The following is a 13,029-nucleotide window of genomic DNA, read 5'->3' on the forward strand; positions in this document are numbered from 1 at the left end:
GTTGCAAGTTTAGAACGCGTGAACGGATTGTGAAGTTGTCCTTAGACAAAAAATAAAGCCGCTGCACGGGGCAGCGGCTTTGAATTCGGTTCATCCGATCGGCCGATCAGTTGCCGATGGTCTGCAGATAGGCAATCAGGTCGGCACGTTCCTGCGGCTTCTTCAGGCCGGCAAAGCTCATCGAGGTGCCGGAAATGTAGCTGCTGGGTCTTGTCAGGAAGGCATCCAGCGCCTCTGGCGTCCAGTTGCCGCCATGGGCCTGCATGGATGCGGAATAGCCGGTAAAGCCCTTGGCGGACGCAACCGGACGATCCACAATCGCGTACAGATATGGGCCAGTGCCGTTGGCGCCGTCTTCCAGCTTGTGGCAGGCGGTGCACTTGCGGAATACCTTCGCACCCTTTTCAGGATCGGCCGCTGCCAGCATGTCCTCGAATACCACTTCTTCGCCGTCGGCGCTTTCGCCCGAGCTTTCGGTTTCGATGACATAGGCGGCTTCGGCGCCATGGGCATCTACACTATAGAGAACATCTGCCCCCCATTTGGCCAGAAGAAGCACCAGGAAGGTGCCGAACAGGCCTGCGGCGGCCTTGGTAACTGTCATCGTGTCGAACATTGATCGCGAGTCCATTTCAGCTGTCTGCGGGGTGTCTAAGGCTTCCCCTTGCAAGAGGCAAGGTATAGACACCGCGACTAAACGCCCAAATCAAGAACTTGTTGCACGGAATCGACCAAATGACCAATCGCATCGCATTTCAGGGTGAGCCCGGCGCCTACAGCCACGAAGCTTGCCGCAACGCGCGCCCCGATATGGAGGCCCTGCCTTGCCGCACTTTCGAGGATGTGATCGAATCGGTTCGCGCCGGTGACGCGGATCTGGCGATGTTGCCGGTCGAGAACACGACCTATGGCCGGGTGGCCGACATTCACCGGCTGCTGCCGCACAGCGGGCTGCACATCATCGATGAGGCCTTCGTGCGCGTCCACATCAACCTTTTGGGCGTTCCGGGCGCAAAGCTTGAAGACATCACCGAGGCGCATTCGCATCTGGTGCTGCTTCCGCAATGCGCGGGATTTCTGAAGGAACATGGCATTCGCGGCCGCGTCAGCCCCGACAACGCCCGTGCCGCGCGCGAGGTTTCAGAACAGGCCGAGCTGCATTCGGCGGCCCTTGCCAGCGAGCTTGCGGCAGAAATCTACCGCCTGAACGTGCTGGCCCGCCATATCGAGGACCGCGACAACAACACCACCCGGTTTCTGGTCATGTCTCGGCAGTCCGACCTGACGCCACGCGGGGATCACGGCATGATCACCAGCTTCGTGTTTCAGGTGCGCAACATCCCGGCCGCCCTTTACAAGGCGATGGGCGGTTTTGCGACAAACGGCATCAACATGACCAAGCTGGAAAGCTATATGATCGACGGCTCGTTCACCGCGACCCAGTTCTACGCCGACATCGTTGGGCACCCCGAGGACCGCAACGTGCAATTGGCCATGGACGAGCTGGAACACTTCACGACCAACGTTGAAATTCTGGGCGTCTACCCGGCGGCACAGCCGCGCGGCTAAACGTCAAGCCCCCCAACGCTAGATCGCGAATTCTGATTTGCGCGTGCCGCTGCGCCACGCCGCAAGGATCGCGTCCACGTTGGCATCCACCCCGTCCATCGCGTCGACCTCCAGATCGTATTGCCGGCCTTTGTGAATTGTCCGCTGGTCCTGTTCCGCGCTGCCGGGCGGACGGTCACCGCGGGCTGCCTCTCTGCGGATCAGCTCAGGCACCGGGCAGTGCACGCCGACAAACAGCATGTCATGGTGTCTCAGCCCCTGTTTCATGGCTTCGGCCCAGTCCGGCGGGTGCAGAATATGATCTGCGACATTTCTGGGGACCAAGCTTGTTGGGTTCGATCCTGAAGAGCGGTATCCCGGGACACCACTCAGATGCGACTTGCGCAGAACACCGGCCATTGCGCAAGCCCGGGCAAACCTGATCGCAGGGCGCCAAAACCCTTAGACGATGGCCGCAACCGCCTTTGCCACCGCCGCACGTGTGTGTTCCAGATCAGCCTCGGTCACGGCCAGCGACGGGTACAGCTTGCCCGGCGCCTTGAAGATACCCGCCTCGCGCAAGGCGGCGTTGTAGACGACGTTGCGCTGGGGATCATCATGTTTCGCGCTGCGGTAGTCCCGGCAAGTGTTGGCGGTGAAATAGATGTCGAACAGTGTCTCATCGCCGCAAATCCGGTGTGGGATACCGGCGGCGCTCAGCGCTTCAGACTGCATGGTCTGTAGCGCCTTTCCGGTTGCGCGCAGCTTGTCATAGACACCGTCGCGGCGCAGAACCTCCATGGTTTTCAAACCGGCCACGGACGCGATCGGATTGCCGGACAGCGTGCCCAACTGCATGAGCCAGCCCTCTTCGCCCACCTTCGCCTTGTCGAAATGCTTCATGATCTCGGCGCTGGCACCAAGAGCCGCCAGGGGAAAACCGCCACCGGTGATCTTGCCCAGCGTGCAGATATCGGGCGTCACACCGTATTTCTCCTGCGCACCGCCATAGGCCAGACGAAACCCGGTCACGATCTCATCGAAGATCAGCAGAACACTGTGCTTGTCGCACAGATCGCGCAGCCCCTGCAGATATCCCGGTTCAGGCGGGATGATCCGCTGCAGCGGCTCGACCATGATGGCCGCAATGTCGCCATGTTCATTCAACAGGTTCGACACCGCCTCCAGATCATTGAAAGGCGCGATCAGCATCTGGTCGGCCACGCCCTGCGGGATACCGGCGCTGTCGGGCACGGCCTGTGGGAAGTTGACCTCGCGGCTGGGGGCCAGGCTCATCTGCGCCTCGGCGCTCATACCGTGATAACCGCCTTCGAATTTCAGGATCTTGTCGCGACCGGTATAGGCGCGGGCCAGCCGGATCGCATACATATCCGCCTCACCGCCCGAGGCGACAAAGCGGATCTGCTCGCAACACGGCACCGCATCGACAATCGCTTCGGCCAGCTCGACACCCTTTGCATTGTTGGCAAAAAAGGTCATACCCTTGGGCAATTGCTCCAGCACCGCCTCCATCACCTCGGGGTGGCCATGGCCCAGCAGCATCGGCCCCGAGCCGATCAGGTAATCGACATATTCCTTGCCATCCTCATCCCAGACGCGGCTGCCTTCGCCGCGGGCGATGATGATACCCGGATCGAAATTGCCAAACCCGCCGGCGGGAAGAACCTCGTTCGCGCGGGCGATCCATTCGGATTGCGTATTGATTTTCAGCATCTCAAACGATCTCCAATATTGGGGAGCCAAGAACCTCCGGGTCCGGTGTAACACCTAACCCCGGACCCTCAGGCGGGGCAATCCGGCCATTTTCACGGTTTGGTGCGTCCGGGCAGACGCGCGGGGAGACATAGGAAGACAGGTCGCAGGTATTCATCAGCGACGCAGCCGGTGTCGACGCCGCGAAATGCAGCGCTGCCGCCGTCACGATATCCGACCCCCAGGTGCATTCGGCGCAAATCTCGGCCCCCAGATGCACGGTCAGATCCCGCGCCCGGCGCATGGCCGACAGCCCGCCGAATTTCGAGATTTTCAAAGCGACGGCATCCATGCAGCCCAGCGCATGCGCCTGCAACAGCGAGGCCAGATCATGAGCGTTTTCGTCGATCTTCATCGGCAGGCCGGTGGCCTGGCGCACCGCCGCGCAGTCCTCTAGCGTTTTGCAGGGCTGTTCCAGCATCACATCCAGATGCGCCACCGCCCGGCCCGTGCGCGTCGCCTGCAGCCGCGATGCCCCGCAATTCCAGTCGCCATAAACCAGCGGTCCCGACCCCACGGCCTCGCGCACCTTGATCAGCCGCTCGGCGTCAGCCTGCCAGTCGCCTTCGACGCCCAGCTTGACCTGAAACTGGCGAATGCCGGTCTGGTATGCGGTCTTGGCGATCCGCGCCATGTCATCTGGCGCGATGCAGGTAATCGAGTGGTACAGCGGCATATCCGCCTGTGTCCGCCCGCCCAGCAGCGCATAGACCGGCTGACCCGAGGCCTTGCCAAACAGGTCCCACAGCGCCAGATCCACGATGGATTTGGCATAGAGATGCCCCTGCAGAAACCCATCCAGCTTGCGCATGGGCGCATCGACACCGAAAGGAGACATGCCAAGAATTTCCGACCCCATCTCGGCCACAGCTGCGGGAACCCCATCGGCATAGGCGGGAAGGTAATGCGGGATCGGGCAGACCTCGCCCCAGCCTTTCAAGCCGGTATCCGTTTCCAGACACAGGATATGACTTTTGACTGTCGCGCAGGTCTTGCCCTCGGCCATGTGATAGGTTTCGTGACTTGTCAGGTCGACAGACCAGAGCGTTATCTTGGTGATCCTCATTGGTAGGCTCCGACCGGATCGCCTAGCGCATCCTCGTCCGGCGAAACACCAAGGCCGGGCGTTTCGGGCAGATGCAGGTAGCCATCAATGTTACGCGGACCGCGCCCGCCAGCGATGTCGAGGGTGATCATATCCTGACAGGCCCAGACCGCGTGGCAGTTGTCATCCGGGATGGTCGCGGCCAGATGCAGCGCTTCGGTGTCCGCCAGAACCGACCCGCCCGTGGCCATCACGAACATGTCGATACCATGGGCCAGCGCGATATCACGAATCCGCGCCGCCTTGGTCAGGCCGCCGACACGGTTCAGCTTGATCCCGAACACCTCGGCCAGGCCATCGCGGGCAATGCGGGCGGCGTCCTGCAGGGTGACGAGGCTTTCGTCGACTGACACGGGCGAGGCATGACGGCCCGAGATAGCGGCGATATCATCCAGCGTCTCGCCGGGTTGTTCGAACGTGACGTTCAGGTCCTCGCAGGCACTCATCACCCGCAGCGCCTGTTGCCGGGTCCAACCCCGGTTGACGTCATAAAGGATGATCTCACCCGGTCGCCGGATGCTTTCGACATCGCGAACACGGGCAATGTCGCGTTCGACATCTCCACCAATTTTCACCGAATGGGCGATGTAGCCCCGGCTGCGATAGCACTCGATCACCGCGCGGGTTTCCTCCACGGTCTTCGCACCCACGGACGAAGCAATCGGACGCGGTGTTCGTGATCCGCCGCCCATAAGGTCGGCAATGGGCAGGCCCGCCGCCTGACCGGCGATGTCCCAGCAGGCCATGTCGATCGGGCTTTTTGCATAGAGATGTCCGGGTAAGGCAAGATCCATGGCACGTTCCACATCCAACACTTTGCGCGGATCCAGGCCCAGAACGAAGGGCGCCATCGTCTCGATTCCCGCGCGGATACCCGGCCCGTGCGCGGGCACGTACGTGTGGCCCCAGGGCGTGCCCTCGCCCCAGCCGGTCAGGCCCTCATCCGTTTCGACTTTGACCAGCGTTGCATCCAGCACCTCGAACTTGAGCCGCCCGCCGGACAACCAATAGGGATGCTCCAACGGCAGATCGACGTGATAGACCGATATCCGGGTGATCTTCATTTCAGTTCCACTTCGACAAAGGACATGGGGCTGTCCCCGATATTGATAACGTTATGCTCGACCCCTTCATCGCGCCGATACGCGGATCCGGCCGGGACCGTCACGTCATTGACCGAGCCATCGGGCAATTCCAGCCGCATGTGGCAATCGGAGATGGCGGTGATGACATAATCCATCTCGTGCCGATGCCATCCGGTTTCCCCACCGGGCGCAAAGTCAAATCGCGTCACCCGAACACGGGCGTCGTCAATCATTTGAGTAGCCGTTGCTTGTGGTCTCATAGGCGGAACTCCTCTATCGGCGCGCCGAGGCTTTCGAAATCAGGGGTTACGCCCAGTCCTGGCGTATCAGAGGCGTAAAGCTTGCCATCCCGCGACGCCGGACCGCCGATTCCGGTCGACCTGGTGTTGTAATTCATCAGATCGGTGGTGTTCTGCAGATACTCTGCCGGGGTCGAGGCCGCGAAATGCGCCAGGACCGAGGATGTGATCTCGCCACCCCAGGTCTCCTCACTGACCACCGGAATTCGGTTATCGACCAGATAATCCCGCACGCGCCGCGCCTTGCTGAGCCCCCCGAGGTTCGAGATCTTCAGACAGCAGATCTCGGCCCCGCGATCCGCCACGATCCGCTGCGCCATGTGGATGCCGGTCAGACATTCGTCCAGCTTCATCGGCTGTTCGGCGACACGGCGCACCTGCTGGCATTCTTCATAGGTGCGGCAGGGCTGTTCCAGAATGAAATCCAGATCACGCGTGGCACGCGCCACCCGGATCGCATTGTCCACGCGCCAGCCTTGGTTGGCATCGGCCATGGCCTTTTCGCCCGGTTTCAGCAAAGGCACTGTACTGCGTATGCGGTCGATGTCGCTGGCCCAATCGCCCCCGACTTTGACCTGAAACTGGCGATAGCCCTGATCCCGGTAGCGAGCCATCTCGGCCACGGTCTCGTCCACCGCCTTTTGTGGGGCCACCCGGTACATCGGCGCACCGTCGGTTAGCTTACCGCCCAGCAGCATCCACACCGGTTGATCACAGGCCTGCCCCAGAATATCCCAGCATGCGGCATCGAACGGGGCCTTGGCATAGCCGTGCCCCTGCACCAGATGATCCAGAAGCCGTTCGATCCGCCCGACCTGACGCGGGTCTTCCCCCAGCAGCTTTGGTGCCACCAGACGTGCGAGTGCAGGAACACCTTCGGAATGCGCCACCATGTAGTTCTCGCCACAGGGCGTGAACTCCCCACAGCCCTGCAATCCGGCATCGGTGTCGATCACGACCACCGACGCAATAGCGGTTTCAATCGCGTTGCCCGCACCCCAGACATACGTGCCACCTACATAGGGCAGCCCGGTCTGGAAGACGCGGATACGGTTGATCTTCATGCAGCGTCCATTCTGGGCAGATCGCCCATCCCGTCGCCGCGCCACAGGACAAAGGTCAGGATCGGCTGTTCTGTCGTGGTCATGGCGTGGCTTTGCCAGCTTTCGTGATGCCGCGTTTCGTTAGAGCCGACGAAGGCCTCGTTTCCGTCGACCCGGAACACCGCCCCGCCCGCCAGGGTCAGATACAGCTCCTCAGCCTGATGGCTATGCCAATCATAGTTCAGGCCGGCACCCCAATACGCGACGTAGCCCCGCAGCTGAGTCGAGTGGAAATGCCCTGTCGGACCAAAGAGTTCGTAGTACCCAAAGCGGTTCAGGAAATCCGCGCCGACCTCCTCTTCGGTATAGGTCAGCTTCCACTGCGCCAGATGCGCCGTCGCCTTGATCGCCGCGACCAGATCGCGGGTCGGCTCCCCGCCGTCCTCGGCAAAGTCACGCACCAGATCGGTCGCCGGTATCGGCGCAGGCTGCAGACCTGTGGGGGTCAGATCATCGGGCCAGGCCCCGAAAGCGGCAAGATCAGGATGCGCCTGATGCACCAACCGGGCCGCTTCCAGTACGTCATCAAGCGTCATGGGATCACCACAATATTGCCGGTGTGTTGTTTGGCGATGAAGGCGGCCTGCGCCTCGCGTAACTTTTCCAGCGGAAAGGTCGCGGCCAGCGCGGGCCTGATCTCTCCGGCTTCGATATACTTCACGAGGTTCCGCATCACCTGCGGGTCGATCACGGTCGAGCCGGTAAAGGTCAGGTCGCGCAGATAGAAAGTCCGCAGGTCAAACTCGACTATCGGGCCCGCAATAGCGCCGGAACAGGTATACCGACCACCTCGTTCCAGAATGTCGATCAGGGTCGGCCAGTAGGGGCCACCCACCACATCGGCAACCACGGTGATCTTCTCGTCGCCCAGCGCTGCCCGCAGGTTTTCCGGTCCGCGGGGCAGGATCACGTTAGGGCCAAGTTCCGCCACATCGGCATGCTTCGCCTCGGTCGCCAGCGCGATCACGCGCGCACCGCGGCGCTTGGCCAACTGAACCAGAGCGCCCCCAACACCGCCGGACGCGCCCGGCACCAGCACCGTGTCCCTGTCGGTCACGTTGGCCCGGGTCAGCATCCCTTCGGCCGTCGAGTAAGAGCATGAAAACGTTGCCAGTTCTGCATCCGAAAGATCCGAAGTGATCGGCACCGCGTTCACGGCCAGTGTCGTGGCATATTCCGCAAAACCGCCATCCCGCTCGGATCCGAAATACCCGGTCTTGTCCATATTGCCCGGGTCCGCCGGGTCGCGCAGCCATCCATCGGTAATGACGCGTTCGCCGATCAGCCTGGGGTCGACACCTTCGCCCACGGCCACGATGTGTCCGCAGATATCCGCGCCCTGAATACGGGGGAAAGTGATGGGATTGCCACCCCATGTGGGATCCTCTTCGCCAACCTCTTCGAAGGCGCCGCCGGTTGTCGCATCAGTCACGGTCTTGGAATACCAGCCGGATCGCGTGTTCACGTCAGTGTTGTTCAGACCGCAGGCGGCGACCTTGATCAGAACTTCTCCGGCGGCGGGATTGGGGCGCGGCCAGTCCGTGTGCAGCACCATCTGCTCCAGCCCGCCGTGACCCATCGTGACCATGGCTTTCATCGTATCGGGCAGGCTCATCACGCGGTCTCCATTATTGCGTCTGTGCGGGGCAACAGGCTTTCGGGGTCATAGGCCGGCTGACCAAGAATACGGCCCGCGCGGGGCTTGCCGTGGATCACGACCTCTACTGCGGTTCCGGGCACGGCCGCGTCGGGTTTGACATAGGCAAAGGCCAGGATCTTGCCGACTGTGTGACCATAGACCACCGAAGCGGTCGACCCCACGACACGCCCGTCCAGCATCACGGCTTCTCCACCATGGCCATCCGCAACACCATCCGGCTCGATTTCGAGATATGCACACACCCAGGGCAGGTCAGTGTTCAGGGTCTTGTCCTTACCCAGGTAGTCCTTGTCCGTCCGGGCAAAGCGCAGCACGCCTGCCTCGGCCAACGTGACCTCGTTGGTCAGTTCACCCGCGCCCTTGAAGGCCTTCTCCATCCGCATCACGTTCATGGCAAAGCTGCCATAATCGGTGATGCCATGGGCCTCGCCTGCCACCCACAACGCGTTGTAGACATCCAGGCAGGCCGCGTTGGGCATGTGCAGTTCCCAGCCCAGCTCTCCGGCATAGGACATGCGGAAGGCCCAGACCTTGTGGCCCGCGATGGCGATCTCCTGCGCTGAAAGCCAGCGGAACCCGGCATTGGTCAGATCGGCGTCGGTGCAACGCGCCAACACGTCCCGCGAGCGGGGACCGTTCAGCGACAGGGCCGACCAGTCTGCGGACAATGCGGTGATCTGAACATCCTCACCTGCGCGCTGTTGCGCCAGATGATCCAGCAGGCGCTGTTCGAAGAACGCCGCACAGACCAGATAGAACCGATCCTCGGCCGTGCGGACAATTGTCGTCTCCAACTCGATCCGCCCACGCCGGTTCAGCATGTGGGTCAGCGTGATCGAGCCGACCTTCTGCGGCATCCGGTTGGCGGTCAGCCGGTCCAGCAGGGCATAGGCATCCGGCCCCGAGACCTCGACCTTGGTAAAGGCGGTGACATCCATGATACCCACGCGTTCGCGCACCGCTTTGACTTCAGCCGCGACCATGTCATCGGCAGGTGTACGGCGGAAGGAATAGTGATCGCGCTGCTCCACGCCGTCCCGCGCGAACCAGCGGGGGCGTTCGAAACCATAGACCTCCTCGTGCACCGCGCCTTTGGATTTCAGCAACTCATACAGAGGGGACGGCTTGATCGGGCGCCCCGCCAGACGGTTGAAATGCGGGAAGGGGATTTCGTGGCGCAGACAGTAGTCTTCCTCGGCCTTGATCACCTGCCAGTCCTTGGTCGCATAGCTGCCAAACCGGCGCGGGTCATACTCGCGCATCGAAATATCAGCAGCGCCATGCACCATCCAGCGCGCCAGTTCGCGGGTCAGCCCCGGCCCCCAGCCGATCCCGATCTGGGTCCCGCAGCAACACCAGTAGTTCTGAACACCGGGCGCGGGCCCGATCAGAGGGTTGCCATCCGGAGGGTGTGAGATTGCCCCATGCACATCGCGCTGAATGCCCAGCTCGGCAAAGATCGGCATCCGGTTCAGGCTTTCCTCTAGCCACGGCATCACCCGGTCGTAATCCGCGTCGAACAGCCAGTTCTCGTATTCCCACGGGCAATGATCGTGCCAGACCGAGTTCGGGTTTTCCTTCTCATAAATCCCGATCAGCCCGCGCTGCTGCTCCATCCGGATATAGCCTGAGACTTTGCGGTCATCGCGGATCACCGGCAGCTCCTTATCCAGGTTCTGGAACTCCGGCACCGGCTCGGTCACGAAGTAATGGTGGGTCATCGAAGTCATCGGCAGTTGCAAACCGGACCATTCACCCATCTGCCGGGCATAGGTGCCGCCCGCGTTCACCACATGCTCGCAGGTGATGGTGCCCAACTCGGTCTCGACCACCCACTGGCCATTTTCGGCCTGCGTGATGTTGGTGGCGCGGCAATTGCGGAAGATTCGCACGCCTTTCTGACGCGCGCCGGTCGCCATCGCCATTGTTACATTGGTCGGATCCACATGCCCGTCATCTGGCGTATAGAGCGCACCCAGAACGCCCTCGAGATTATAGAACGGATGCAGCTCGGCGACCTTCTCGGGGCCGACCAGCTCGATGTTGAACCCCAGCGACCGGCCCACCGACAGCGTATGCCGCAGCCAGTCCATCTCGTCCTCGGTATAGGCCAGCCGGAACGAGCCGCAGCCATGCCATGTGACGGGTTGGCCGGTCTCAGCCTCCAGCTGGCCGGAATACAGGCCGATGTTGTAGTCCACGCATTTGCCCAGCCCAAAGCTCGAGGTCGAATGCGTGATCTGGCCCGCCGCATGCCAGGTGCTGCCGCTGGTCAGTTCAGCCTTCTCCAGCAGGACGGTATCACCGCCCCACCCTTCATGCGCCAGATGATAGGCCAGACCGACCCCCATAACACCGCCTCCGACGATGACCACACGGGCCTGTGACGGCAATTCGTTCCCGGACATGATTTTTCCTCTTCCCGAGTCGCGTTTCTGCTCGACAGGCTAATTCCACAAATGTACCATCGTCAATCATGAATGACACAAATGTATCATCAATCGTTCTGAACCGCCTGAGTCAGGAGTGGGACGCCCTCACCCCTGAGGCGCAGAAAGCCGCGCGTTATGTGCTGGAAAACCCAAGCGACGTTGGAGTCTCGACCGTGCGCGAGATTGCCGAAGCGGCAAAAGTGAAGCCCAACACCTTTGTCCGCATGGCGCGTCAGGTCGGCTTCGATGGGTACGAGGATTTCCGCGCGCCCTTCCGCGAAGCGATTCGCAAGGGCAGCGTGTCGTTTCCCGACCGTGCCCGCTGGTTGCAGGACATTGGCAAGTCGGGCGAACTGGGCGGGCTTTACGCCGATATGGTCGGCGCCGCGATTCGCAACATCGAAGAAACCTTTGCCGGTATCGACGCCACAAAGCTGAAAGCTGCCGCAGAAGACATCTGGAACAGCCGCCAGATCTTCACGCTGGGCGTCGGCGTCAACAACTCGAACGCGCGCAATTTCACCTATCTGGCCTCGACAGGGATGAAACAGTTCCACGCCATCCCGCGACCCGGCTCGACCCCGGTGGATGATCTGGCCTGGGCCGATGAACAGGACGTTTTGATCGCGATCACCTGCCGCCCCTACCGGACCGAGGTGATCGAAGCGATCAAGCTGGCCCGCCAGCAAGGCCTGACCGTCGTTGGCATCTCGGACAGCCCGGCCAGCCCGGTGATCCTGAACGCACATCACGGTTTTGTCGTCGCCGCCGACACACCGCAGTTCTTCCCGTCCTCCGTTTCAACCATCGCGCTTCTGGAAACGCTGCTGTCCTTCGTGATCGCGGTGTCCAGCGATGAGATCGTTGAACGGGTGGAACGGTTTCACCAACGCAGACACCAACTTGGCCTCTACGCGGAGGAGCCCGAATGAACGCCCCCCTGACCCATTCCCTTGACGCCCGATACTATACCGATCCCGCCATATTCGGGCAGGAGTTGCAGGGTCTGCTGGCCCGAACGTGGCAGTTCGCGGGCCACATCGCGCAGGTCCGCGAGACCGGGGATTACTTCGCCTTCGAGATCGCCGGGCAAAACCTGTTCTGCATCCGCGGCCGCGATGGCGAAATCCGCACCTTTTACAACGTCTGCCAGCATCGTGCGCACGAGATGGTCACCGGAGCGGGCAACACCCGCGTCGTTGTCTGCCCCTATCACGCCTGGACCTATGAGCTGTCCGGCCAGTTGCGCGCGGGCCCCAACATCAAATCCGTCCCCGGCTTTGACCGCAGCGCCATCTGCCTGACCTCTGTCCGGACCGAGGTGTTTAACGGTTTCATCTTCGTCAACCTCGATGATGACGCCGCGCCTATGGATGAATGGTATCCCGGTGTGCGCGAAGAAATCCGCGCCTTTGTTCCGAACATCGACAATCTGGAACCGCTGGAATGGGTGGAAATTCCGGAAAACTGCAACTGGAAGGTCAGCATCGAAAACTACTCGGAATGCTATCACTGCCCGACCAATCACCCGACCTTTGCGGAAGGCGTGGTCAAGCCCGAGACCTATGACATCCAGCCCGACGCAAGCGACGGCTATGTGCTGCGTCACACGACCGAATGTCAGAGCCTGGAAAAGATGACCTACCCTATTGACCTGTCAGTACCGCATGCGGGCGATTACCAGTCATGGTTTCTGTGGCCGATGTTCTCGTTCCAGTGCTACCCGGGCAACGTGCTGAACACCTATCACTGGCGCGCCAACGATGCCGATCACTGCACCGTCTGGCGGGGCTGGTATACCGAGGGCGGTTCGGAAAGCGCAGTGATCCGACAACTGGCCGTACAGGACCGGGAAACTACGGTCGAGGAAGACATCCGCCTTGTCGAATCCGTGCACCGCGGGCTCAAGTCGCGCGGCTATCGTCCCGGCCCGCTGGTGCTGGACCCGGGTTGCGGCGTGATGTCGGAACATTCGATCGCCAAATTGCAACAATGGATGCGCGAGGCCGTCGAATGACGCCGGT

Annotated in this window: 13 protein-coding genes; 3 read left to right on the forward strand and 10 right to left on the reverse strand. The window is 61.5% G+C overall.

What is annotated here, in order from left to right; translation table 11 throughout:
• Positions 1 to 106: 106 nt before the first annotated feature.
• A complete protein-coding gene (locus ACR3EQ_RS10525; protein ID WP_170613798.1) occupies positions 107 to 616 on the reverse strand; it encodes a c-type cytochrome in 510 nt (169 codons plus the stop codon).
• A gap of 119 nt (positions 617 to 735) precedes the next feature.
• On the opposite strand from ACR3EQ_RS10525, the gene ACR3EQ_RS10530 reads away from it, so the two are divergent.
• The gene (locus ACR3EQ_RS10530; RefSeq protein WP_480490578.1) at positions 736 to 1,569 is read left to right on the forward strand and encodes a prephenate dehydratase; all 834 of its coding nucleotides are present in this window, start codon (positions 736 to 738) and stop codon (positions 1,567 to 1,569) included.
• Between the two features lie 18 nt (positions 1,570 to 1,587).
• On the opposite strand, the gene ACR3EQ_RS10535 is transcribed toward ACR3EQ_RS10530, so the two are convergent.
• Genes ACR3EQ_RS10535 through ACR3EQ_RS10575 form a run of 9 tightly spaced genes read right to left on the reverse strand, consistent with a single transcriptional unit; the run spans position 1,588 to position 10,981 of the window.
• On the reverse strand, positions 1,588 to 1,968 hold the full coding sequence (locus ACR3EQ_RS10535; protein ID WP_170613614.1) for a phosphotransferase-like protein: 381 nt from the start codon (positions 1,966 to 1,968) through the stop codon (positions 1,588 to 1,590).
• Positions 1,969 to 2,010: 42 nt separating this feature from the next.
• Positions 2,011 to 3,282 (reverse strand): aspartate aminotransferase family protein, encoded by a 1,272-nt coding sequence (locus ACR3EQ_RS10540; RefSeq protein ID WP_480490579.1) that lies wholly within the window; start codon positions 3,280 to 3,282, stop codon positions 2,011 to 2,013.
• Position 3,283: 1 nt separating this feature from the next.
• The gene (locus ACR3EQ_RS10545) at positions 3,284 to 4,387 is read right to left on the reverse strand and encodes an enolase C-terminal domain-like protein (RefSeq protein ID WP_170613618.1); all 1,104 of its coding nucleotides are present in this window, start codon (positions 4,385 to 4,387) and stop codon (positions 3,284 to 3,286) included.
• Positions 4,384 to 5,490 (reverse strand): mandelate racemase/muconate lactonizing enzyme family protein, encoded by a 1,107-nt coding sequence (locus tag ACR3EQ_RS10550; RefSeq protein ID WP_480490582.1) that lies wholly within the window; start codon positions 5,488 to 5,490, stop codon positions 4,384 to 4,386. The genes ACR3EQ_RS10545 and ACR3EQ_RS10550 overlap by 4 nt, the downstream gene beginning before the upstream one ends.
• Entirely contained in the window at positions 5,487 to 5,771 is a 285-nt protein-coding gene (locus ACR3EQ_RS10555; RefSeq protein WP_170613622.1) for a cupin domain-containing protein, read from the reverse strand. Before ACR3EQ_RS10555 ends, ACR3EQ_RS10550 begins: the two co-directional genes overlap by 4 nt.
• Positions 5,768 to 6,874: a mandelate racemase/muconate lactonizing enzyme family protein gene (locus ACR3EQ_RS10560; protein WP_480490584.1), complete on the reverse strand. Its 1,107-nt coding sequence runs from the start codon at positions 6,872 to 6,874 to the stop codon at positions 5,768 to 5,770. Before ACR3EQ_RS10560 ends, ACR3EQ_RS10555 begins: the two co-directional genes overlap by 4 nt.
• Entirely contained in the window at positions 6,871 to 7,449 is a 579-nt protein-coding gene (locus tag ACR3EQ_RS10565) for a dimethylsulfonioproprionate lyase family protein (protein WP_480490585.1), read from the reverse strand. Before ACR3EQ_RS10565 ends, ACR3EQ_RS10560 begins: the two co-directional genes overlap by 4 nt.
• The gene (locus ACR3EQ_RS10570) at positions 7,446 to 8,528 is read right to left on the reverse strand and encodes an alcohol dehydrogenase family protein (protein WP_480490587.1); all 1,083 of its coding nucleotides are present in this window, start codon (positions 8,526 to 8,528) and stop codon (positions 7,446 to 7,448) included. Before ACR3EQ_RS10570 ends, ACR3EQ_RS10565 begins: the two co-directional genes overlap by 4 nt.
• Positions 8,528 to 10,981, reverse strand: a complete 2,454-nt coding sequence (locus ACR3EQ_RS10575; protein WP_480490589.1) for an FAD-dependent oxidoreductase — start codon at positions 10,979 to 10,981, stop codon at positions 8,528 to 8,530. The genes ACR3EQ_RS10570 and ACR3EQ_RS10575 overlap by 1 nt, the downstream gene beginning before the upstream one ends.
• A gap of 68 nt (positions 10,982 to 11,049) precedes the next feature.
• Between ACR3EQ_RS10575 and ACR3EQ_RS10580 the strand changes: the two genes are divergently transcribed.
• Entirely contained in the window at positions 11,050 to 11,937 is an 888-nt protein-coding gene (locus ACR3EQ_RS10580; protein WP_170613630.1) for a MurR/RpiR family transcriptional regulator, read from the forward strand.
• The gene (locus ACR3EQ_RS10585; RefSeq protein WP_170613632.1) at positions 11,934 to 13,022 is read left to right on the forward strand and encodes an aromatic ring-hydroxylating oxygenase subunit alpha; all 1,089 of its coding nucleotides are present in this window, start codon (positions 11,934 to 11,936) and stop codon (positions 13,020 to 13,022) included. Before ACR3EQ_RS10580 ends, ACR3EQ_RS10585 begins: the two co-directional genes overlap by 4 nt.
• Positions 13,023 to 13,029: the final 7 nt, after the last annotated feature.

It is taken from the genome of Ruegeria sp. AN11, assembly GCF_056536005.1.